The organism is Paraburkholderia sp. FW306-2-2C-D06C, assembly GCF_058781505.1.
Genome location: NZ_JBYSWU010000020.1, coordinates 1 through 21964 on the forward strand (window position 1 = coordinate 1; position 21964 = coordinate 21964).

The 21964-nt window shown below is 61.1% G+C and carries 20 protein-coding genes; 16 read left to right on the forward strand and 4 right to left on the reverse strand.

Translation table 11 applies throughout. The features are described from left to right. Positions 1–154: 154 nt before the first annotated feature. A complete protein-coding gene (fixJ, locus tag AC3WLT_RS16915) occupies positions 155–799 on the reverse strand; it encodes an oxygen response regulator transcription factor FixJ (protein ID WP_492592847.1) in 645 nt (214 codons plus the stop codon). Beyond that, positions 796–3312 (reverse strand): oxygen sensor histidine kinase FixL, encoded by a 2517-nt coding sequence (gene fixL / locus AC3WLT_RS16920; protein WP_492592848.1) that lies wholly within the window; start codon positions 3310–3312, stop codon positions 796–798. The genes fixJ and fixL overlap by 4 nt, the downstream gene beginning before the upstream one ends. A 275-nt stretch (positions 3313–3587) precedes the next feature. Between fixL and aceE the strand changes: the two genes are divergently transcribed. The 3 genes from aceE to lpdA all read left to right on the forward strand — a co-directional run bounded on the left by aceE (position 3588) and on the right by lpdA (position 10100). Continuing rightward, positions 3588–6284 carry a pyruvate dehydrogenase (acetyl-transferring), homodimeric type gene (gene aceE, locus AC3WLT_RS16925; protein ID WP_492592849.1) on the forward strand — a complete coding sequence of 899 codons (2697 nt, stop codon included), beginning with the start codon at positions 3588–3590 and terminating at the stop codon, positions 6282–6284. An 87-nt stretch (positions 6285–6371) separates the two neighbouring features. Beyond that, positions 6372–8021: a dihydrolipoyllysine-residue acetyltransferase gene (gene aceF, locus AC3WLT_RS16930; RefSeq protein ID WP_492592850.1), complete on the forward strand. Its 1650-nt coding sequence runs from the start codon at positions 6372–6374 to the stop codon at positions 8019–8021. Positions 8022–8321: 300 nt separating this feature from the next. Further along, on the forward strand, positions 8322–10100 hold the full coding sequence (gene lpdA, locus AC3WLT_RS16935) for a dihydrolipoyl dehydrogenase (RefSeq protein ID WP_492592851.1): 1779 nt from the start codon (positions 8322–8324) through the stop codon (positions 10098–10100). A gap of 330 nt (positions 10101–10430) precedes the next feature. Here the strand turns inward: lpdA and AC3WLT_RS16940 are convergent, their stop codons facing one another. Then, on the reverse strand, positions 10431–11003 hold the full coding sequence (locus AC3WLT_RS16940; RefSeq protein ID WP_115105003.1) for a phasin family protein: 573 nt from the start codon (positions 11001–11003) through the stop codon (positions 10431–10433). Between the two features lie 400 nt (positions 11004–11403). Between AC3WLT_RS16940 and AC3WLT_RS16945 the strand changes: the two genes are divergently transcribed. Then, positions 11404–11688, forward strand: a complete 285-nt coding sequence (locus tag AC3WLT_RS16945; protein ID WP_492592852.1) for a hypothetical protein — start codon at positions 11404–11406, stop codon at positions 11686–11688. A gap of 87 nt (positions 11689–11775) precedes the next feature. Next, positions 11776–12951 (forward strand): D-alanyl-D-alanine endopeptidase, encoded by a 1176-nt coding sequence (gene pbpG / locus AC3WLT_RS16950; protein WP_492592853.1) that lies wholly within the window; start codon positions 11776–11778, stop codon positions 12949–12951. A 116-nt stretch (positions 12952–13067) separates the two neighbouring features. On the opposite strand, the gene AC3WLT_RS16955 is transcribed toward pbpG, so the two are convergent. Continuing rightward, positions 13068–13874: an IclR family transcriptional regulator gene (locus tag AC3WLT_RS16955; protein ID WP_492592854.1), complete on the reverse strand. Its 807-nt coding sequence runs from the start codon at positions 13872–13874 to the stop codon at positions 13068–13070. 180 nt (positions 13875–14054) lie between these two features. On the opposite strand from AC3WLT_RS16955, the gene AC3WLT_RS16960 reads away from it, so the two are divergent. The 11 genes from AC3WLT_RS16960 to AC3WLT_RS17010 all read left to right on the forward strand — a co-directional run bounded on the left by AC3WLT_RS16960 (position 14055) and on the right by AC3WLT_RS17010 (position 21800). After that, positions 14055–14780: a (Fe-S)-binding protein gene (locus tag AC3WLT_RS16960; protein WP_492592855.1), complete on the forward strand. Its 726-nt coding sequence runs from the start codon at positions 14055–14057 to the stop codon at positions 14778–14780. A gap of 98 nt (positions 14781–14878) precedes the next feature. Then, positions 14879–16294 carry a lactate utilization protein B gene (locus AC3WLT_RS16965; protein WP_492592856.1) on the forward strand — a complete coding sequence of 472 codons (1416 nt, stop codon included), beginning with the start codon at positions 14879–14881 and terminating at the stop codon, positions 16292–16294. A gap of 332 nt (positions 16295–16626) precedes the next feature. Next, positions 16627–17907, forward strand: a complete 1281-nt coding sequence (locus tag AC3WLT_RS16970; RefSeq protein WP_492592857.1) for a tyrosine-type recombinase/integrase — start codon at positions 16627–16629, stop codon at positions 17905–17907. Between the two features lie 41 nt (positions 17908–17948). Next, entirely contained in the window at positions 17949–18179 is a 231-nt protein-coding gene (locus tag AC3WLT_RS16975; RefSeq protein WP_492592858.1) for a hypothetical protein, read from the forward strand. 311 nt (positions 18180–18490) lie between these two features. Continuing rightward, positions 18491–18712, forward strand: coding sequence for a helix-turn-helix transcriptional regulator (locus tag AC3WLT_RS16980; RefSeq protein WP_492592859.1), 222 nt, complete (start codon positions 18491–18493; stop codon positions 18710–18712). After that, complete coding sequence (locus AC3WLT_RS16985; protein WP_492592860.1) at positions 18709–18921, forward strand: hypothetical protein; 213 nt, start codon at positions 18709–18711, stop codon at positions 18919–18921. The genes AC3WLT_RS16980 and AC3WLT_RS16985 overlap by 4 nt, the downstream gene beginning before the upstream one ends. 156 nt (positions 18922–19077) lie before the next feature. After that, positions 19078–19812, forward strand: coding sequence for a conserved phage C-terminal domain-containing protein (locus tag AC3WLT_RS16990; RefSeq protein WP_492592861.1), 735 nt, complete (start codon positions 19078–19080; stop codon positions 19810–19812). Further along, on the forward strand, positions 19809–20324 hold the full coding sequence (locus AC3WLT_RS16995; protein WP_492592862.1) for a histidine ammonia-lyase: 516 nt from the start codon (positions 19809–19811) through the stop codon (positions 20322–20324). Before AC3WLT_RS16990 ends, AC3WLT_RS16995 begins: the two co-directional genes overlap by 4 nt. After that, on the forward strand, positions 20315–21295 hold the full coding sequence (locus AC3WLT_RS17000) for an AAA family ATPase (RefSeq protein WP_492592863.1): 981 nt from the start codon (positions 20315–20317) through the stop codon (positions 21293–21295). Before AC3WLT_RS16995 ends, AC3WLT_RS17000 begins: the two co-directional genes overlap by 10 nt. Beyond that, on the forward strand, positions 21292–21507 hold the full coding sequence (locus tag AC3WLT_RS17005) for a hypothetical protein (protein WP_492592864.1): 216 nt from the start codon (positions 21292–21294) through the stop codon (positions 21505–21507). Before AC3WLT_RS17000 ends, AC3WLT_RS17005 begins: the two co-directional genes overlap by 4 nt. Before the next feature lie 2 nt (positions 21508–21509). After that, on the forward strand, positions 21510–21800 hold the full coding sequence (locus AC3WLT_RS17010; protein ID WP_492592865.1) for a hypothetical protein: 291 nt from the start codon (positions 21510–21512) through the stop codon (positions 21798–21800). Positions 21801–21964 lie beyond the last annotated feature (164 nt).

A 21964-nucleotide genomic window follows, 5' to 3' on the forward strand; every position in this document is an offset into this window, starting at 1 on the left:
GCGGAGAAGCGGAGAAGCGGAGAAGCGGAGAAGCGGAGAAGCGGAGAAGCGGAGAAGCGGAGAAGCGGAACAACAGGGGCGGGCCGGACTTTCGACAGTCCGGCCGCGTTACGCCTCAGAGGCGTTCAGGTGAAGCGTGCAACGCTTGTTGTACTCATTGCGCCTGCTGCGGCTTGTTCGACAACGCGAGTCGCAGCAGATCGGCGACCGTGTTGACGTTGAGCTTTTCCATGATGTTCGCGCGGTGTGCTTCGACCGTCTTGATGCTGATGCCGAGATCGTCGGCGATCTGCTTGTTCAGGCGGCCCGCGATGATGCGCTCGAGCACCTGATGTTCACGCGCGGTCAGCTTGCCCAGACGCTCGGCGGCGGCGCGTTGTTGCTGCACGCTGGTGCTTTCGCTGCGCGCCTTGTCGAGCATGCGCTCGACCAGCTTGCGCAACTCGGCTTCGTCGAACGGTTTTTCGATAAAGTCCATCGCGCCTTTTTTCATCGTCGACACCGCCATCGGCACGTCGCCGTGACCCGTCACGAAGATGATCGGCAGCGACGCGTTGTCGGCGATCAGGCGTTCCTGCAACTCGAGCCCGCTCATGCCGGACATCCGCACATCGAGAATCAGACACGCGATCTGGCCAGGGTGCTGATGCGGTTGCCAGGCGTCGATGAACTGCTCGGCGCTGAAGAAGCATTGCACGCGGTAGCCGTTCGCCTCCAGCAGCCAGCGCAGCGAATCTCGCACGGCCTCGTCGTCGTCGACGACAAAGACAGTTTCCTGGGTGGTGACTGGGCTGTTCATAGCTCTCCCGTAACGGTTTGTGGTGTCGGCGCCTCTGACCCGCCGTTGCTCGGGCCGTCAGGCTCTCCAATAGGCAGACTGCAATGGAACGTGGCACCTGTGATGTGGCCGTCGGATTCGACGTTGTTCACCACCCACAAGCGGCCGCGGTGCGATTCGATAATCGAACGGCAAATGTTCAGCCCCATGCCCATACCGTCGGACTTGGTACTGTAAAACGGTTCGAACAGCCGCTCGGCTGTCGCTTCGTCGACGCCCGGTCCCTGGTCGACGACGCTGATGCAGACAAACCCGCTCTCCAGTCGCACGACCACGCGTATCACCGGATCGACCGCGTTCGGCCGTGCTTCGGCCATCGCTTCGGCACCGTTCTTCAGCAGGTTGACCAGCACCTGCTCGATCAGCACCGGGTCGACATAGATCACCGGCAGGCGCGAGCGCAGATCGGTGACGATGCGAATGCGCCGCTTGCGCGCTTCGATTTCGGCCAGACCCACCGCGTCCGCGACGATATCGGCCACGCGCGTGGCCTGCCGTTTCGGCTCGCTGCGTTTGACGAACTCGCGGATGCGCTTGATGATCATGCCGGCCCGCACCGCCTGTTGGGCGGTCTTTTCGAGCACGGGCAACAGATTGTCAGGCGTCGTTCGACCGGATTTAACTAGTGCCACGGTTCCGGAGCAATAGTTATTGATGGCGGCGAGCGGCTGATTCAGTTCGTGAGCCAGCGACGACGCCATTTCGCCCATCGTCATCAGGCGGCTGGTGAACTGCAGCTTCTCGTCCTGCTGACGCGAGAGTTCCTGAGCCTGCTTGCGCGTGGTGATGTCGGTCGCGATCTGCATCTGCGCGAGGTGGCCGTCCACCCATTGAATGTACTGACGGCGCACTTCGAACCATTTCTGGATGCTTTGCACATAGATTTCCTGTGCGTCGGCGGTGCTTTCGGTCAACGCGGCGGCAGGCAGGCCCGCATAGGCGTCCACCATATCGATCGAATCGGACGACGCCTGTGCGCTATCGAACCCGGCGCCCGCCAATTCCAGATGACCGTCCGGGCGGATGCCGAAGAGGTGGCGATAGTAGCGGTTGGCGAACAGCAGTTCGGCCTCGTCGGCGGCCAGCACCGAGACGGCGGCGTCGAGGCTTTCGAGCACGGTGGTGAAGCGCTCGTGCGCGGCCGCGAGTTCCTCGCGTGCGCGTTTCGGCTCGGTGATGTCGGTCATCGACGACATCCAGCCGGTCTGGCGGCCCGAGCTGTCGATCAGCGGCGACACATAGAGACGTGCGTGGAACAGCGAGCCGTCCTTGCGGCGCACCCGTAATTCGAAACCTGAGGAGGGCGCCTTGCCGCGCAAGGTCATGTCGAGCTGCCGCTGCATCTCAGGGTAGGCGTCGCGCGGCCAGTAGGCGAACGGCGCATTCTTGCCGACCAGGTCGCTTTCGTCCCAGCCGGTCATGCGGCAAAACGCCGGATTGACGTGGGTGATGCGGCCATGCATGTCGAGCACCCGCATGCCGATCAACACCGAGTTTTCCATCGCGCGGCGAAAGAAGGCTTCGGCGTACAGCGCCTGCTGCGCTTCGAAGCGTTGCCGCGTGTGTTTCCACAGGCTCCACAGACTCCACAACACGAAGCACGACAGGCCGGCCACCAGCCAGACCAGCGTGTTGTTGGTGAAGTTGGTCATCTGCGGGAACGCGTATACGCGCACCGAAACGCCCTGGCCCGGCGGGTCGAGCGGCAGGTCGTAGAACATGTCGCGCGGCAGGCGCGGGCGGGTCGACGTGGTGGTCAACTCGCGGTTGTTCACGTCGATGATCGAGATTTTGTATTTGGCCGACAGCTCGGGCGGAATGTCGTGCTTCAGGATCCCTTCCACCGAGAACACTGCAGCGATCGTGCCGAGGAAATCGCGGTCGCGGTACACCGGCGTTTGCAGCGTGATGTAGCCGTTGCGCAGGTCGTCGTAAATGAGCGGCGAGTACACCTGGCGGCGCGTGCTGCGCGCCTCGGCGAACGCTGCTTTGACGGCCTCGTCCATTTGCGAATCGTTCGGTTTGGCAAGCCGCTGGCCGAACACCGGCAGTGCAGTATTGGGCCAGCGTGGCTGCTGCTGGCTCGTGTACCAGTTCATGTAGAGGATTTCGGGATGCCCCTGCATGATGTCCGTGGTGGACACCTGGAACGAATGCGGATCCGAATGGCCGGCGGCGAGGTCGCGGGCGAGCGCCTGGATCTGTTCCTGCGCGCCCGTCATGGACAGGCGGATCTGCTGCTGCGCCCACGCGACGTTACGGTAGAGGGTGTCTTCCTGCTGCTGCTGTTCGCGCCGGTTCAGGCTCCACAGAATCAGGCTCATGACGACCAGGAAAACCAGGATCGACAGGAGCGGCGTCAGCAAATAGGAGTTCGACCACCATGGTCCATGGTGCCAGCGGGAGGACGGCGTCGAATCCGCCGGCGAACCGGCGGTGCGCGCCGAGCGTGCGAAAAGCCGTTCGGTCAACATGCGTGGCATTGTAGCGCAGCGTGTCACTAGCAAATGGCGCAAAAAAGCACTGAAAGTAACGATAACCGGCGCAAACTAGCCGACGTATCCGTCGATCGGCAGTCAGATCAGGGTGCGCCGCAACAATTTTCCGCATTATGAGAAGTGATCTCGTAATTTGAAAATTTTGTTGCGCGGACGTCGGGACCCTTATTACAATCGGCCGAAGCTGCCGCGGCCGTGCCTCGTCCGCGTCGTCTGTCCAAAGAGCGTTCCTCTATATCCAGGAGACGAGCATGTCCGCTGTACCCGACGAAGTCATGAAATATGTCGCCGCCGAAAAAGACGACGATCCCCAGGAAACCGGCGAATGGCTGGAAGCGCTGGATGGCGTGATTTCTGCTGTGGGCCCTGACCGCGCTCACTACCTCATCGAAAAGCAAATCGAATTTGCCCGCGTGCACGGCGAACATCTGCCGTTCTCCGCCAACACCCCGTACATCAACACGATTCCGGTCACGCGCCAGACTCCGATTTCCGGCGACCAGGACCTTGAACACCGCATCCGCTCGTACACGCGCTGGAACGCCATCGCAATGGTGCTGCGCGCCGGCAAGGACACGAATGTCGGCGGCCACATCGCATCGTTCGCGTCGGCCGCCACGCTGTACGACGTCGGCTACAACCATTTCTGGCATGCGCCGTCGGATAACCATGGCGGCGACCTCGTGTTCGTGCAAGGCCACTCGTCGCCGGGTGTGTACTCGCGCGCATTCCTGCTCGGCCGTCTGACCGAAAACCAGCTCGACAACTTCCGTCAGGAAGTGGGCGGCGAGGGCATCTCGTCGTATCCGCATCCGTGGCTGATGCCGGACTTCTGGCAATTCCCGACCGTCTCGATGGGCCTCGGCCCGATCATGGCGATCTATCAGGCGCGCTTCATGAAGTACATGCAGGCGCGCGGCATCGCGAAGACCGACGGCCGCAAGGTCTGGGCCTTCCTCGGCGACGGCGAAACGGATGAACCGGAATCGCTCGGCGCAATCGGCATGGCCGGCCGCGAACGCCTCGACAACCTCGTGTTCGTGATCAACTGCAACCTGCAGCGCCTGGATGGCCCGGTGCGCGGTAACGGCAAGATCATCCAGGAACTCGAAAGCGAATTCCGCGGCGCCGGCTGGAACGTCATCAAGGTGATCTGGGGCAGCCGCTGGGATGCGCTGTTCCAGCGCGACAAGTCGGGCGCGCTGATGCGCCGGATGATGGAAGTCGTCGACGGCGAATATCAGACGTACAAGTCGGAATCGGGCGCGTACGTTCGCGAGCACTTCTTCAATTCGCCGGAACTGAAGGCGCTGGTTGCCGACTGGTCCGACGAGGACATCTGGAACCTGAACCGCGGCGGCCACGATCCGCACAAGATCTACGCTGCGTTTTCGGAAGCCACCAACACGAAGGGCCAGCCGACCGTGATCCTCGCCAAGACGATCAAGGGCTACGGCATGGGCGAAGCCGGTCAGGCGATGAACATCACCCACCAGCAGAAGAAGATGCAGGTGGATCAGCTGAAGAAATTCCGCGACCAGTTCCGTCTGCCGATCTCCGACGAAGACATCGTCAACGTGCCGTACCTCAAGTTCGAAGAAGGTTCGAAGGAACTCGAGTACATGCGCAGCCGCCGCCAGGAACTGGGTGGCTATCTGCCGGCGCGCCGTCAGAAGGCGGAGTCGCTGCCGGTGCCGGAACTGTCGGCTTTCGAGCCGCTTCTGAAGGGCACGGGCGAAGGCCGCGAAATCTCCACGACGATGGCGTTCGTACGGATCCTGAACATCCTGCTGAAAGACAAGGCGCTCGGTAAGCGCGTCGTGCCGATCGTGCCGGACGAATCGCGTACCTTCGGCATGGAAGGCCTGTTCCGCCAGATCGGCATCTGGAATCAGGACGGCCAGAAGTACGTGCCGGAAGATTCCGACCAGCTGATGTTCTACCGTGAGTCGGAAACCGGGCAGATCCTGCAGGAAGGCATCAACGAAGCCGGCGGCATGTCGGACTGGATCGCAGCCGCGACGTCGTACTCGACGCACGGCGAGATCATGATCCCGTTCTACATCTTCTACTCGATGTTCGGCTTCCAGCGTATCGGCGACCTGGCATGGGCGGCGGGCGACATGCGCTCGCGCGGCTTCCTGCTGGGCGGCACTGCCGGCCGTACGACGCTGAACGGCGAAGGCCTGCAACACGAAGACGGCCACTCGCTGCTGTGGGCCGCTTCGGTGCCGAACTGCATCAGCTACGATCCGACCTTCGGTTACGAACTCGCGGTCATCATGCAGGACGGTCTGCGCCGCATGGTCGCCGAGCAGGAAGACGTGTACTACTACATCACGGTGATGAACGAAAACTACGAGCACCCGGCGATGCCGCAGGGCGATGCTGTAGCGGCCGACATCATCAAGGGCATGTACGCGTTCAGGAAGGCAGAAGCCGACAAGAAGGCGCCGCGCGTGCAACTGATGGGCGCGGGCACGATCTTCAACGAGGTGATCGCCGCCGCCGACCTGCTGAAAAACGACTGGGGCGTCGCCGCCGACCTCTGGAGCGTGCCGAGCTTCACCGAGCTCGCGCGCGAAGGTCACGAAGTGCAGCGCTGGAACCTGCTGCACCCGTCGGAAGAAAAGAAGCTCTCGCACGTCGAGAAGCTGCTGAAGGACGCACAAGGTCCGGTGATCGCCTCGACCGACTACGTGCGTGCGCTGACCGAGCAGATCCGCGCGTTCGTGCCGCAACGTTTCGTCGTGCTGGGCACGGACGGCTACGGCCGTTCGGACACGCGTGAAAAGCTGCGCCACTTCTTCGAAGTCGACCGCTACTGGGTCACGGTTGCCGCATTGAATGCACTGGCAGATGAAGGCACGATCGAACGCAAGGTCGTCGCCGAGGCGCTCAAGAAATACAACCTTGATCCCGCCAAACCCAACCCGATGACCGTCTAAGGGCATCATTCCCCGTGTGCCACGGCGTGCGCGCCTGTCCCTGATCGTCAGGGGCGGGCCGCGTGCGCGGCCCAGGAGACACTAACAATGAGTCAAGCGATCGAAATCAAGGTGCCGGACATCGGCGATTACAAGGACATCCCTGTGATCGAGGTGCTGGTGAAGGCGGGTGATACCGTCGAAAAAGAGCAGTCGCTCGTGACGCTGGAGTCCGACAAGGCGACCATGGACGTGCCGAGCTCGGCTGCGGGCGTCGTCAAGGAAGTGAGGGTCAAGGTTGGCGACAACGTGTCGGAAGGCTCGCTGATCGTCGTGCTGAATGGAGCACAAGGCGGTGCCGCTGCTTCGCCTGCACCGGCTCCGGCTCCGGCTCCGGCTCCCGCGCCGGCCGCTGCTGCGCCCGCCCCGGCGCCGGCTGCAAGCGGCGGCGGTCTGCAAGAAGTCAAAGTGCCGGATATCGGCGACTACAAAGATATTCCCGTGATCGAAATCGCGGTGAAGGTCGGCGATCGTGTCGAGAAAGAGCAGTCGCTGGTGACGCTCGAATCCGACAAGGCGACCATGGACGTGCCGAGCACGGCCGCGGGCATCGTCAAGGAGTTGAAGGTCAAGGTGGGCGATACCGTGTCGGAAGGCTCGGTAATCGTCGTGGTGGAAGCCGAGGGTGGCGCGGCTGCGCCGGCTCCCGCGCCGAAGCAGGAAGCAGTCGAGAAGCCGTCGGATGCGCCGGCCGTACCGTCGCCCGCTCCGGCGTCGCCGTCAGCGCTCGCGCAAGCGCCGGTGATTCCGGCCGGCGAAGGCGGCGCGCGGCGCCCGAGCCATGCATCGCCGTCCGTGCGCAAGTTCGCGCGCGAACTCGGCGTCGATGTGACGCAAGTGCAGGGCACGGGTCCGAAGGGCCGTATTACGCAAGCGGACGTGACCGCCTTCATCAAGGGCGTCATGAGCGGCCAGCGTGCTGCTCCGGCAGGTGCGGCTGCACCGGCCGCGGCCGGCGGCGGCGAGTTGAACCTGCTGCCGTGGCCGAAGGTCGACTTCACCAGGTTCGGCCCGATCGATCCGAAGCCGCTGTCGCGCATCAAGAAGATTTCGGGCGCGAATCTGCATCGCAACTGGGTCATGATTCCGCACGTCACGAACAACGACGAAGCGGACATCACCGAACTCGAAGCACTGCGCGTGCAGTTGAACAAGGAAAACGAAAAGGCCGGCGTGAAGATCACGATGCTGGCGTTCGTGATCAAGGCTGTCGTGTCCGCCCTGAAGAAATTCCCGACGTTCAACGCCAGCCTCGACGGCGACAACCTCGTGTTCAAGCAGTACTACCACGTGGGCTTTGCTGCCGATACGCCGAACGGCCTGGTGGTTCCGGTGATTCGCGACGCGGACAAGAAGGGTCTGGTCGAGATCGCCAGGGAAATGACCGATCTGTCGAAGGCGGCGCGCGAAGGCAAGCTGAAGCCGGATCAGATGCAAGGCGGTTGCTTCTCGATTTCTTCGCTGGGCGGGATTGGCGGCACGAACTTCACGCCGATCATCAATGCGCCTGAAGTCGCCATTCTCGGTTTGTCGCGTGGCGCGATGAAGCCGGTGTGGGATGGGAAGCAGTTTGTGCCGCGATTGATGTTGCCGCTGTCTTTGTCGTATGACCATCGCGTGATCGATGGGGCGGAAGCGGCGCGCTTCAATGCGTACCTTGGGTCGATTCTTGCCGATTTTCGGCGTGTGATTCTTTGATCTTTTGATGATTGCCTGCGGCGCGGATTGTTTTTTTGTTAATTGGTTATCCGCGTCTCTTCGTTGAACCTGCTTTCTTATCGGTCTATTGGCGTCGCCCCTGTGCGGGGCGGCACCTACTTTTCTTTGCCTTGCCGAAGAAAAGTAGGCAAAAGAAAGGCGCGCACCCCAAGGGGACTTCCCGCGGGGCGTCCTTCGGTGGACGGCAAAGGCTGATTCCGTTCGGCGCGCCGCCAGCTTTCAGGCTGATTTTTCTCCGGTTCTTCGCTTCATCAACGATCAATAAGAGAAGGGGACACTATGAGTCTCGTCGAAGTAAAAGTGCCGGATATCGGTGACTTCAAAGACGTCGATGTCGTCGAAGTCAATATCAAACCGGGCGATGTCATCGAGAACGAACAGGCGCTGATGACGCTCGAGTCCGATAAGGCCTCCATCGAAGTGCCGAGCGATATCGCCGGCACCGTCATGGAAGTCCGCGTCAAAGCCGGCGACAAAGTCTCGCAAGGCACGATCATCGCGCTCGTCGAAACGTCAGCGGATGCAGCTCCGGCTAAAGCACCAGAGAAAGCGCCCGCTCAAGCGGCACCGCAAGCCGCGGCCGCGCCTGCACCTGCACCCAGGGCGGCCGCTCCCGCACCGCAGGCCGGTAGTTTCTCCGGCAGCGCCGACATCGAGTGCGACATGCTCGTGCTGGGTTCGGGCCCCGGCGGTTACTCCGCTGCATTCCGCTCGGCCGACCTCGGCATGAAGACGGTGCTGGTCGAACGCTATGCAACGCTCGGCGGCGTTTGTCTGAACGTCGGTTGTATCCCGTCGAAGGCGCTGCTGCACACGGCCCTCATGATCGACGAGGCGGAAGCGCTCGGCGCGCACGGCATCACGTTCGCCAAGCCGCAAATCGACCTCGACAAGCTGCGCGACTTCAAGTCGGGCGTCGTCAAGAAGCTCACCGGCGGTCTCGCCGGCATGGCGAAGATGCGCAAGGTCGAAGTCGTGACGGGCACCGGCGCGTTCGTCGATCCGTATCACATGGAAGTGCAGACCGAGGGCGGCAAGAAGGTCGTCAGGTTCAAGCAGGCCATCATCGCCGCGGGCTCGGAAGCGGTGAAGCTGCCGTTCATTCCGGAAGATCCGCGCGTGGTCGATTCGACCGGCGCGCTCGAACTGCGCCAGATCCCGCAACGCATGCTCGTGATCGGCGGCGGCATCATCGGCCTCGAAATGGCGACGGTGTATGCGACGCTCGGCGCGCAGATCGACGTGGTCGAAATGCTCGACGGTCTGATGAACGGTGCGGATCGCGATCTGGTCAAGGTCTGGGAGAAGTACAACAGCAAGCGTTTTGCCAACGTCATGCTGAAGACCAGGACCACCGCGGCGGAGGCGAAAGACGACGGCATCTACGTGTCGTTCGAAGGCGAAAAGGCCCCGCCCGAAGCGCAACGCTATGACCTCGTGCTGGTCTCCGTCGGCCGTACGCCGAACGGCAAGAGGATCGGCGCGGACAAGGCTGGCGTCGCGGTAACGGATCGCGGCTTCATCGGCGTCGACAAGCAGATGCGCACGAACGTGCCGCACATCTTCGCAATCGGCGATATCGTCGGTCAGCCGATGCTCGCGCACAAAGCCGTGCATGAAGCTCACGTGGCCGCCGAAGTCGCACACGGCGAAAAGGCCTACTTCGACGCGCTGCAGATTCCGTCGGTGGCCTACACCGATCCTGAGGTGGCATGGGCCGGCAAGACGGAAGACCAGTTGAAGGCCGAAGGCATCAAGTACGGCAAGGCAGTGTTCCCGTGGGCCGCGTCAGGCCGCGCAATCGCCAACGGCCGCGATGAAGGCTTCACCAAGCTGATCTTCGACGAAGAAACGCATCGCGTGATCGGCGGCGGGATCGTCGGTCTGAATGCCGGCGACCTGATCAGCGAAATCTGCCTCGCGATCGAAATGGGTGCGGACGCAACGGATATCGGTAAGACGATTCATCCGCATCCGACGCTCGGCGAATCGATCGGTATGGCCGCCGAGTTGTATGAAGGCGTCTGCACCGACTTGCCGCCGCAGAAAAAGAAGTAACGCTGAAGGGGGCCGTTCGCATCTGAGCGGCCTTCCAGAAGCAGGCATCAAAGAAAAACGGCGCATCCTGTAAAGGGATGCGCCGTTTTTCTATTGCAGCAAGCAGAGCAGAGCGTTTGCCGGCTGGGACATGGAACCCGCGGAACCCGCGTAAAACTCAGCAAGCCGCGGGAAAAAAAATCCCGGCCTTCGCCGGGCAAACGATACGCTGTTCAACGTATCGGAGCGTTCGGCCGTGCAGCGCGACGTAAGGCTACGTGGCACCGCGCGGCGCCGTTGCTTTCGATACCGCCGGCCTTGCTTGGCGCGAGGCCGGCTCGTTGTTGAACCTTAAACCGCCTTCTTGGTCGAGCGCGATGCTTGCGCCGCGGCTTGCGATGCAGCCTTCGATGCGGCCGTAGCAGCTGCATTGAAGTTGCTTTCGGCGATTTCGACAGCTTGCTTGGTCGCCTTGTGAACCGTTTCGTACGTGGTGTTGGCGGCGGTGATAGCCGACTTCATCACGGCGACTGCGGTTTCCGAGCCGGCCGGTGCATTCTTCGCAACGTTTTCGACGAGCGATTGAACCTTGCGGTTCTGCTCTTCGAATTGCGCTTCAGCAACGCGGGTGAATTCACCTTGCGTAGCCGAAACGATTTCATACACGTGACGACCATACGACAGCGCCTTTTCAGCCACCGGCTGCGCGAGGCTGGCTTGCAGCGCCAGCAGTTCCTGCGCGTCCTTCACCGACAATGCACGTTGCGCGTTTTCCTGGCTTTCCGCGAGCGTCGACTTCACGACTTGCAGGTTCAGCTCAACCAGCTTTTCGACACCTTCAAATGCTTTGGTCGTCAGGCCGAACAACGTTTCAAAGTTGGCTTTCTGGGCTGCGGCGAATTGCTCAGGGGTCAGCAGAGTCATGGTTTACGCTCCTGGATTACGGTCTGTCTGTGCGGACCGTATTGGGTTGATGGCGAGACGCATCAATTCGTCTCCTCCGGGCCGCGATGTTTGTGCATCGCAGCAATGGTTCCCATTTTAGGATGATGGCGAGGAATGTCAAGTGCTTTTTGTGCGTTGCACAAAATTAAAAAACTGCTTATAAAACAGCACGTTATGCGGCACGCATGACATTCTTATGACGCAGGTCAATTTAACTTTCGCCCCGCATTGGTGCGTAAAGAATCTGAACTTTTTACCGAAAAAGGGGCGGATTCTGGTCGGCGTTCGTGAGCGGCGAGGAGGGCGCAACACCCTCTCTGGGGACAAAATTTGCGCCGTTGCCCATTTGGTGTAAACCGGGAAGTGTCACGGAACGTTAATGTTCCATGCCGGTCGAATGCGCGTTGGCGGTCTCCAGCGGGTATTTAACAACCTGCGGCGAGTCCCCGGCGACGTTCCGCTGCGCGGGCCACGCTATGCAGGTTTGCGCTCAGACCGTATTTCCCCTGATCAAGGTTGTCTCGAAATTGCCGTTATGCTGAAAAGAATCACGTCGATTCCGGCGGATAGCGGCGGCGAGACGAGACGCGCGGCGATCGTTTTTTTCGATCGACGCGCAGCACTTATTCGTGTTTTTGCGATCGGAGCTTACAAGCCGGTTTAAGGAGCGCGTATAAGTGCTTAAAATTGCTAATTTTTCGTTGTTTTACTACACTTGCGGAAACCTCTCGCCGCTCCCTAACGAACACCAATGAAAACCGACATGTTTTCGTCGCTAAAAGTGATCCACGGCGCGGCTCGCAGCACCGCTCTGTCGGTGGCCGCCTCCATGGTCATCGCGGCGGCGTTCGCCACACCTGTGACTGCTTTTGCCGCAACGCCCACTGCAACTGCACAATCCCCTAAACACGCGAAAGCAGGCAAGAAGCCGGCAGCCGCCACCGCCAAGGTGTCGAAGGCCGGCAAAAGCGCGGCTGCACAGACCGGCGCCGCCGCTGGTGACGACGCGCCGCGCGCAAGCGTCAAGCGCAAGCGCGTGACGTACACGACGAACGGACGCCATCACTCGGTGATGCGCCGTGTCGCGTACGAACCGCGCCAGCCGACCGTCGGCCAGGCGTTCGGTCTGCACGAGACGCCTGACGCGCTCATGTTGCGCTCGAGCGTGGCGTACGTGATCGACCAGAACACCGGCGAATCGCTCTTCGACAAGAACTCGCGCGCCGTGGTGCCGATCGCGTCGATCACCAAGCTGATGACCACGATGGTGGTGCTCGACTCGAAAGAGCCGATGACCGACCAGATCGAAGTCACGGACGAAGACCGAGACTACGAGAAGAATACCGGCTCGCGTCTGTCGGTAGGCTCCGTGCTCTCGCGCGAAGACATGCTGCACATCGCACTGATGGCGTCGGAAAACCGCGCGGCGGCGGCTTTGTCGCGTTATTTCCCGGGCGGCCGTCCGGCGTTCCTCGCGGCGATGAACGCGAAGGCCAAGCAGCTCGGCATGACCGACACGCATTTCGAAAACCCCACAGGCTTGACGAGCCAGAACGTGTCGAGCGCGCGCGACCTCGTGAAGATGGTCAACGCGGCGTATCAGTATCCGTTGATCCGCAAGTTCTCGACCGACCGCAGCTACGAGGTGTACACCGGCAAGCGTACGCTGGCGTACAACAGCACCAACGCACTGGTGCGTAATCCGACGTGGGACATCGGTCTTCAAAAGACCGGTTTCATCAACGAAGCAGGCGAGTGCCTCGTAATGCAGGCGACCATTCATGGCCGTCCGATGATCATGGTGCTGCTCGACTCGTCGGGTAAGTACTCGCGCTTCGCGGACGCCACGCGTCTGCGGACGTGGCTCGACAACGGCGGTGACCAGCCGCGCATCACCAGCGCGGATGCCGGCGGTGCGGGCACCTGAAGCAATCTGAAGCATCTCGCCGGCAGCCGGTTTTCGGACCGGGGCTCAGGGAAGCAAGCAGGGAAACAAAAAAGCCTCGCGGACGCGAGGCTTTTTTGTTGATCGGAACCGCCGGCTTACGCGTGCTGCGAGTTCGATTGTTCCTGCTGCGCTTGCGGCCGATAACCGAGCGACTCGGAAATCATGAGCGCAGTCTGGCTGAGTTGCCCAAGCCACGAATCCTGCAGGCGATCCGCCGGCGCGGACAGCGACAGGCCCGCAACCAGCTTGCCGGTGTCGTCATAAATGCCGGCCGCGATGCAGCGCACGCCCAGTTCCAGTTCTTCGTTATCGCGCGCACAGGCTTGCTGGCGCACATGCGACAGTTCGCGCTCCAGTTTGCCCAGATCGGTAATGCTGTTTTGCGTATGACCCGACAGCCCGGTGCGTGTGGCGTAGGCCCGCACGCGGGTCGATTCGTCGGCGGCGAGGAACAGCTTGCCCACCGAGGTCAGATGCAGCGGCGCCCGCCCGCCGATGGCTCGCACCACCTGCATGCCGGAGCGCTCGGAGTAGGCGCGTTCTATATAGACGATCTCGTCGCCCTGGCGCACCGACAGATTGACTGTCTGGCCAGTTTGACGGTGCAGCTCGCGCATTGGCGTGAGCGCCGCATCGCGCACCGACAGACGCGCCTTGACCAGATTGCCCAGTTCGAGCAGGCGCATGCCGAGGCGGTAGGTGCCGGGGTCCGACCGGTCGACCAGCCGGCACATCACCATGTCGTTCAGGATGCGGTGGGCGGTGGACGGATGCAGCTCCGTGCGGATGGCGAGTTCTTTCAGGCTGACCGGGTCGCTATGCGCAGCGAGTGCGTCGAGCAAGCGCATCATGCGTTCGATCACCTGGATCGAAGTTTTGGGATCCGGGTTCGTATCGCTCATAGGAGGAATCGGTTGACGCGTCAAACAGCGGAAAATTGATTGTATCTCGTATCGTGAAAAAAGCGAACGCGGTTGGAAGGCCTCTTCCAATTTAATGTGGCGTTCGTCTTATGCCTTCCGGCCGTTGGTATTGTGCGGCAAACAGCGGATAATCAGGGACGTTTCCCCGAAGGAGGGCTCATGCGAGTCGGATTGTTCGTCACCTGCCTGATCGACCTGATGCGCCCGGAGATCGGTTTTTCGGTCATCAAGCTGATCGAGGGTGCAGGTTTCGAGGTGGTGGTTCCGCCCGCGCAAACCTGCTGTGGGCAGCCCGCGTACAACTCCGGCGAGCGGCGCATCGCGCGCGATCTGGCCGAAAAGACCCTGCGCGAATTCGAACAGTTCGATTACGTGGTCGTGCCGTCGGGTTCGTGCGGCGGCATGATCCGCGCGCATTACGGCGATCTGTTCGCCGACGATCCTGAGTTGATGAGCCGCTTCGGCAGGCTGCGGCCCAAGGTGTTCGAGTTGACCGATTTCCTCGTCAACGTCGCCAAGGTGCAATTGCAGCCGGGCGAGTTCGCGGGGCAGGTGACGTACCACGATTCCTGTTCGGGGCTGCGTGAGCTCGGCGTCAAAACCCAACCGCGCGCGCTGCTCGCGCAGGTAGGCGTGGCGGTGACCGAAATGAAGGATTGCGAGCACTGCTGCGGCTTCGGCGGCACGTTCGCGATCAAGTACGGCGACATTTCGACGGCGATCGTCGACGAAAAATGCGCGAATATCAGCGCGAGCGGCGCCGGCACTGTCGTGCTCGGTGATCTCGGCTGCATGCTCAACATCGAAGGCCGCTTGCGGCGCACCGGCGACACCGCCACACGAGTGCTGCACATCGCCCAGGTGCTGGCCGGCGATGTCGCGTAAGCGTGCTCGCCGCATTCGATTTCGTGCACGCCGGTTCGCACGTTTCAGTTCGCGCACTTTAGTTCGCGCACTTCAGTTCGAATACGCACAAGGCCGCCATGCAAGTCCAATCGATGCAATTCAAGGCCCGCGCGGGTCAGAAACTCGCCGACCAGCGCCTGCAGCAGAATCTCACCAAGCTGTCGACCAAGTTCGTGTCGGCCCGCGCCGCCGCCATTACCGCGATCGATTTTCCCGCCACCCGCGCCGCTTTGAAGGAGCGCCGCAATCGCGCGCTGGAAAATCTCGACGTCTGGCTCGAAACCTTCGAACGTGAAGCTGCCCGGCGCGGCGTCACGGTGCTGTTCGCTGAAACGACTCAGGAAGCGGCGCGTCTGGTCGGCGACATCGCGCGCCGGCACGATGTAAAGAAGGTAATAAAAACCAAGTCGATGGTCACCGAGGAAATGCGCCTGAACGAAGTGCTCGGGCAGATGGGTGTGCAGTCGATCGAAACCGATCTGGGCGAATACATACTGCAGATCAACGGCAACGAGCCGCCGAGCCATATCATCGCGCCGGTCGTCCATAAAGATAAGGACGAGATCGCCGATCTGTTCGCGAGGACGCACGATCGGCCGCGCCTGACCGAGATTACGGATATGACTCGTGAAGCGCGCGAGATGCTGCGTCCGCACTTCATGACGGCCGACATGGGCGTGACGGGCGGCAACTTTGTCGTCGCGGAAACCGGTTCGGTGGTGCTGGTCACGAACGAGGGCAACGAGGGTATGTGTACGGTGATGCCGCGTGTACATGTTGCGGTCACCGGTATCGAGAAAGTGTTGCCTACGCTGGAGGATCTGGCTATGGCAATGCGTCTGCTGCCGCGCTCGGCAACCGGGCAGGCAACGTCGAACTACTTTTCCGTGCTGACCGGGCCGCGGGGTGCGGGCGATCAGGATGGCCCCGAGCATATGTACGTCGTGCTGGTCGACGGAGGGCGCACCGGGCTGATCGGCGGCGACTTTCAGGAGATGCTTCGCTGTATCCGTTGCGGCGCGTGCATGAACCACTGTCCGGTGTATCAGAAGGTGGGTGGTCACGCGTACGGCTGGGTCTATCCGGGGCCGATGGGATCAGTGTTGACGCCGAGTTATGTCGGACTCGACAAGGCGCTGGATCTGCCGCAGGCCGCTACGCTGTGCGGCGAGTGCAATAGCGTCTGCCCGGTGGGGATTCCGTTATCCGATCTGTTGCGCAAGTTGCGCGAGAAACAGGTGGAGCGTCGCCTGCGGCCGTGGCGGGAACGGGTGGGGCTGGCCGTATGGGGTTTCCTCGCGCTGCATCCGGATGCTTATGCACTGGTGACGAAGCTCGCCGTGCGCGTGCTGGAACAGATGGGTGGGAAAAATCGTTCGATCGCGAAGCTGCCGCTGGGTGGCGCCGGCTGGACCAATACGCGCGACATGCCTGCGCCGGTGGGGCGGACGTTCCGGGAACTGTACGCGGCGCAGCGCAGCCATATTGGTTGAGCGAGCGGCTCTGCCGCCTGCTGTTGTCTCCGCTTGCCCTCGTTGTCGCCATGAGAGAGGCAAGCGGAGCAGCGCGCCGCTGGGACGCCCTGCATCGCGCTGTATGCTGAAGCTTCTCTATCGCCAGATCTCCGTCCGACAATTGCGCCGCGGACCGCGGCACACATGCACTGCGACGGATCAATGGTCCGTCATCCTTTAGCCCCCATTCATCTATCCTCGTCTTTAAGGTGCCTTGCCAGAAAGGGCTGGCAGCGAATATTCACCTTGATTGACCCCCATTGATCCAATAGAATCCAACGATAGAGTGTGGGTACAGGTGGGGGTAAATCGTGGCATCCAGAGCGGGAAAGAGCATTCACAAGCTGTCGGCAGTCGGCATCACGAAGATCAAGGCGCCGGGCTACTACGGAGACGGCGGGGGCTTGTATCTGCAAGTCTCGCCGAGCCTTTCGAAGTCGTGGATTTTCAGGTTCAAGATGCATGGGCGATCGCGCGAGATGGGCTTGGGTGCGCTCACCGCGCTGGGCCTGTCGGACGCACGTGAAAAGGCCGGGGAATGCCGGCGCCAAGTGCTCGACGGCGTCGACCCAATCGAGGCCCGCGAAGTCGCCAAGGCGCAAAGCCGGCTGGATGCGGCGAAATCCATGACGTTTGCGGCGTGTGCGACTGCCTACATCAACGCGCACCGCGCGAGCTGGAAGAACGCCAAGCACATCAGCCAGTGGGAAAACACGATTGCCACGTACACCACGCCTGCGTTTGGCGCGCTGCCTGTCCAGAGCGTCGATACGGGACTGGTGATGTGCGTGCTCGAACCGATGTGGAACGAGAAGTCGGAAACGGCCAGCCGTCTGCGCGGGCGCATCGAAGCGATTCTCGACTGGGCGACCGTGCGCGGATTGCGGCGCGGTGAGAACCCGGCACGCTGGAAGGGGCATCTTGACAAGCTGTTGCCGAAGCGTTCGCGCGTGAAGACCGTCAAGCATCACCCGGCCCTGCCGTATGACCAGATCGGAGCGTTCGTCGCTGCACTACGCCAGCGCGAAGGCGTCGCCGCGCTCGCGCTCGAGCTTGCCATCCTGACCGCCGTGCGCTCGGTTGAAGTGCGCGGCGCGCGCTGGACTGAGTTCGACCTGGCGGCAAAGGTTTGGACAGTGCCCGCCGCGCGCATGAAAATGAAGATTGAGCACGCCGTGCCGCTGTCGCCGCGCGCGGTCGAGATCATCGAGCGGCTGCGCAGGACGGCGAGCGGCCCGCTTGTCTTCCCTGGCAGCGGCGACAAGCTCCTGTCGATCAATGCGCTAGGTGCCGTCCTCAGGAGGCTGAACGGCGACACCGAGCCGCCCATCTGGCGCGACCCGAAGCAAGACGCGGCGATCGTGCCGCACGGGTTCCGCTCGACTTTCCGCGATTGGGCGGCTGACTGCACGTCATTCCCCGCTGCGGTGGCCGAAATGTCACTCGCGCACGCGGTGCCCAATCTCGAGGGCGCCTATCGACGCGGCGACCTGTTCGAGAAGCGGCGCCGACTGATGGACGCGTGGGCGCAATACTGCTCTAGCCCGGCGAAAGCGGCAGGCGTTACGCCGATCCGCAAGCCGGCCGCATAGGCGGCGACCGCCGCGCCGTCCCCTTACCGGAGGCCCAAGTCATGACCGACGTCCGTATGCCCACTCTGCTCGGCCAGATGGCCGCGCTTGCCAACTTCATGCACGTCGATGGCCGGGAGTGTTTCGCCTCGTTGAGCGAAGCCAGTCAGACGGAGATGCGCGGCGTGTTTGAGCGGCTCAGCGGCGAGCTGCAGGCGCTCGTCACCGAATCGGAGCAGCCCGCAAAGGGAGCTTTAGCGCGAGCGGGTCAGTCAGCGTCACCCCGCAAATAACTCGCAGTAGTAGATTTTATTAAAGCTATTACGTCTTTTTATTATTTTGCTGTTGGCTCAACGTCATACGCGCTGATCCACCAATCGGTCGGACCTAGAGAAATCTGAGCATTGAGGTAATGGCAATACTCTGGCACGGATTTTTCCAGCGTCGCTGTCACAGCACGTTGCGCAACTACATCAGGTTGCTCTAAAGTGCATCTCACGGGCACAAACAAACCCGTACTAGAACATCTACGCCGCACCCTCACCGACAGCCTAGATGACATTGAAATCCCTCTTGCCCGACCAGGGCAAAGGAAATGTCATCCATGCGCACCGATCATCCTGTTTCCGAAACTAAAGCGGCGCTTCGGCCTAAAGAAGTCGCGACCTATTGTGGCATTGGCAATAGCACCGTCTGGTGGCTTACGGTCAACGATCCGACCTTCCCGAAGAAAATCAAGCTTGGCACCAAGACCACCGTATTCCTGAGAAAGGACATCGACGCGTGGCTTGAGAAGAAGGCCAAAGAATCGAGGGCCGAGCAATGAAAACGGCGACCCTTGAAAAACGAATGGGCCGCTGCCGGGCGACCCAAACGAACCAAACCAAACCTTCTTCCCCCCGGATTTTACGCGATTTTCTGCGTACTCCAAAGCATCGCCGCGCGATTGCCAACACGATCGTCGGCGGTGGGGCGGCCATAGCTTTTTATGGTTCGGTTGGTCTGTTGGCTTTGGTTATGCGGGGTGGCCTATGAAATCGCGCCGGCCCGTCCGCAAGGCACGCAAAGCGCGCGGATCCATCTTTCTGTACGAGTATCTGAAGGCTTCGTGGGTCGCACGGAATCCTAAAGCCACGCCGTCCGAGTACAACCGCGCCATGCACGATATCGCGCGCCGTGTGGGGGTGTGACATGGCGAGAATCCGCACGATCAAACCAGAGTTTTTCACCAGCGAGGATATCGTCTCCCTGTCTCCCCACGCGCGTCTGCTTTACATCGCGCTGTGGTGCGAGTCAGATCGCGAGGGGCGGCTCGCGTGGAAGCCGCTCACCTTCAAGATACGGTATTTCCCTGTTGACGACGTATCCATCGAGGACTTGTGCCAAGAACTGATCGAGCGAAAGCTCGTGGAGACATATGGGAACGGTTTGGCATTCATCCCCACCTTCCTCCGGCATCAGCATATCAATCCCCGCGAGTCGGCTTCTGTGCTGGCCCCTCCCTCTACGTCGCCACGCGTCACTAACGCGTCGTCACGCGTCACTAACGCGTCGTCACGCGTCACTAACGCGTCGTCACGCGACAGTGACGTACAGGTAGGAAGGGAAGGAAAGGAAGGGAAGGATATGTCGGGCTCACCCGACGATGCAGCCGAAGTGCTGGCGCACCTGAACTCCAAAGCCGGGCGTAATTACCAGGGTGTCGCTGCCAATCTTGACCTGATCCGTCATCGAATCCGCGACGGCGCGACGGTAGACGATTGCAAGGCGGTGATTGATGCCAAGTGCGTGGAATGGGGCAGCGACCCGAAGATGGCTTCATACCTGCGCCCTGCAACGCTGTTCAACGCATCGAAGTTCGCGCAGTACATCGGCCAGCTCGGAACCGGCAATCAGGAGTTCAACCCTTGGGAGCCTGTCGTATGAGCAACTATCCGAGAAATTCCGAGCGGCTGATTGCCATGCGCAGGAGCGGTCATGTGCCCGAACTACCGGTGTTGGTCTCGATGATCGGCCCGCTGCCGGAGTTCAGCAACGTGACGCTGCTGGCAGACCCGAAGGTCGACTACGACTGGACGCCGGTTATCGCGCTCGACGTGGATTTGATCGTTGACACGAAAGTCCCGGTCACGCGCGTTCTGGCAGCTCTGGCCGCGTTGGCGAACAAAGTGCCCAGGCAGATGGTGCTCAGCTACGCCGAGGGCGCCCAGGTCGATTGTGGTCAATGGCGGCTCGCTGGAGAACAGACCTATTTCGACTGGTTCCCGATGGCTGTCAGTCCGCGTCGAGCATCGCCGAAAGATCACGTAAGGGCATACATCGAAGGCACCCAGCTCGCCCGCAGATTGTGGGAGGAACTGGGTAGAACACTGCCGATTCCGTTCGATATGGAAATGGATCGCATCCTCAACAGGATCAAGGAGCAGCAATGCGCGTAATTCCCGACAATATTAACTTCGATGCGTACCTGCGCGATGAAAACGATGGCCGCGCGGATGTACGCCCGGCATCGGAGTGGTGCGATGAAGTGATCAAGTTTTTTCATGGAGACGGAGAGGCGAGCGGCGACGAAACACCATGGTCGCACCTCGGCAACAATCTGAAATTCCGTCCGGGCGAGGTCACGTTATGGGCCGGCATCAATGGTCACGGCAAATCCGGCGCGTTGGGCTACGTCATGTTGCACGTAATGACCCAAGGGCGGCGGGCCTGCATTGCCTCCCTTGAAATGCCGATGAAAGATACCATGAGCCGCATGTGCAGTCAGGCAGCAGCCGGCAATTCTCCATCGATCGAATACATCGAAAAATTCCATAAGTGGACTGATGATCGTTTGTGGCTATATGCACAGCGCGGGCAGGTTACGCGAGACCGGATGATTGGCGTTGCTCGCTATTGCCGCGTGGAGCTGGGAATCGATCACCTTGTAATCGACAGCCTGATGAAGTGCGGCATCGCTCCCGATGACTACGCCGGCCAGAAGAATTTTGTCGATGCCCTGTGCGTGCTCGCTCGTGACACCGGGTTGCACATTCACCTCGTGCACCACATCCGCAAGGGCGAGTCAGAAAAGGCCGCGCCCGACAAGTTCGACATCAAGGGTGCTGGAGAAATTACGGACTTGGTTGATAACGTCCTGATCGTGCATCGGAACAAGACCAAGGAAACGGGTATGCAGGCTGCGCGGCAGATCCCGCAGGAGGACAAGCGCGTCGCGAAGATCGCGGAACTGCGCAAGATGCCGGATTCGCTTCTGCTGTGCGAAAAACAGCGTCATTTTTCGTGGGAAGGCCCGACGCGCCTTTGGTTCGACAAGGAAAGCCAGCAGCTGCGGGACGACCCGAACGCGCCGTTGCAGACGCTGGACATGGTTGCAAACGCATGGAAAACCACATGGGGGAACAAATGACATCCGATCAACAGGCATCGATCGCAGCAACCATTGTGCAGCTTCAGGCTCAACTCGCGGTACAGCAGCCGATCGCGGTGTGGGATCAGATAGTTGCCGCACGATGGAATCCGAGCTGGCTGGATCTTGAGCGATGCCGCACTTCGACGAACACTGTGCAGGCGCTGAACAACACGATCGCAACGCTGCAACGGCAGCAACTTGGATACTGACCATGACCGACATCACCAACGTCCAACTACTGCACACCCGCGTCATCAATGCTGAATCGAGGCTGCGCGACGCCCGTAACGCTCTCGAACGTGCCGACGCCGATCCAGCCGATGTCGGGTGCGACCTGTTCGCGGGTTTAGATGTCGAAAGCATGCGGGACAACGAAGAGACACGGGAGCAAAACCGTCTGCTCAAGGAAGAAATCCGGGCAAGGGTCGCCGATCTCGAGCAGAACGTACGCGATTTACGCGCCGAATTTGAGGCGGCGAAGCAGAAACTCATGGGCGGGTAACCCACTCTGGCGGATGCAATGTCCGCCGCACAGCCTTATCTGGAGCGGGTTTCCGGCTTGCCGCCCGTTCCTACCCGCACGCTTACCCACCGTCTGCGCGCTCGCACGGGCTCGAAACAACCCCCCGATAACCAGCCATTTATCACGCGCTAACTCTTGTAAAC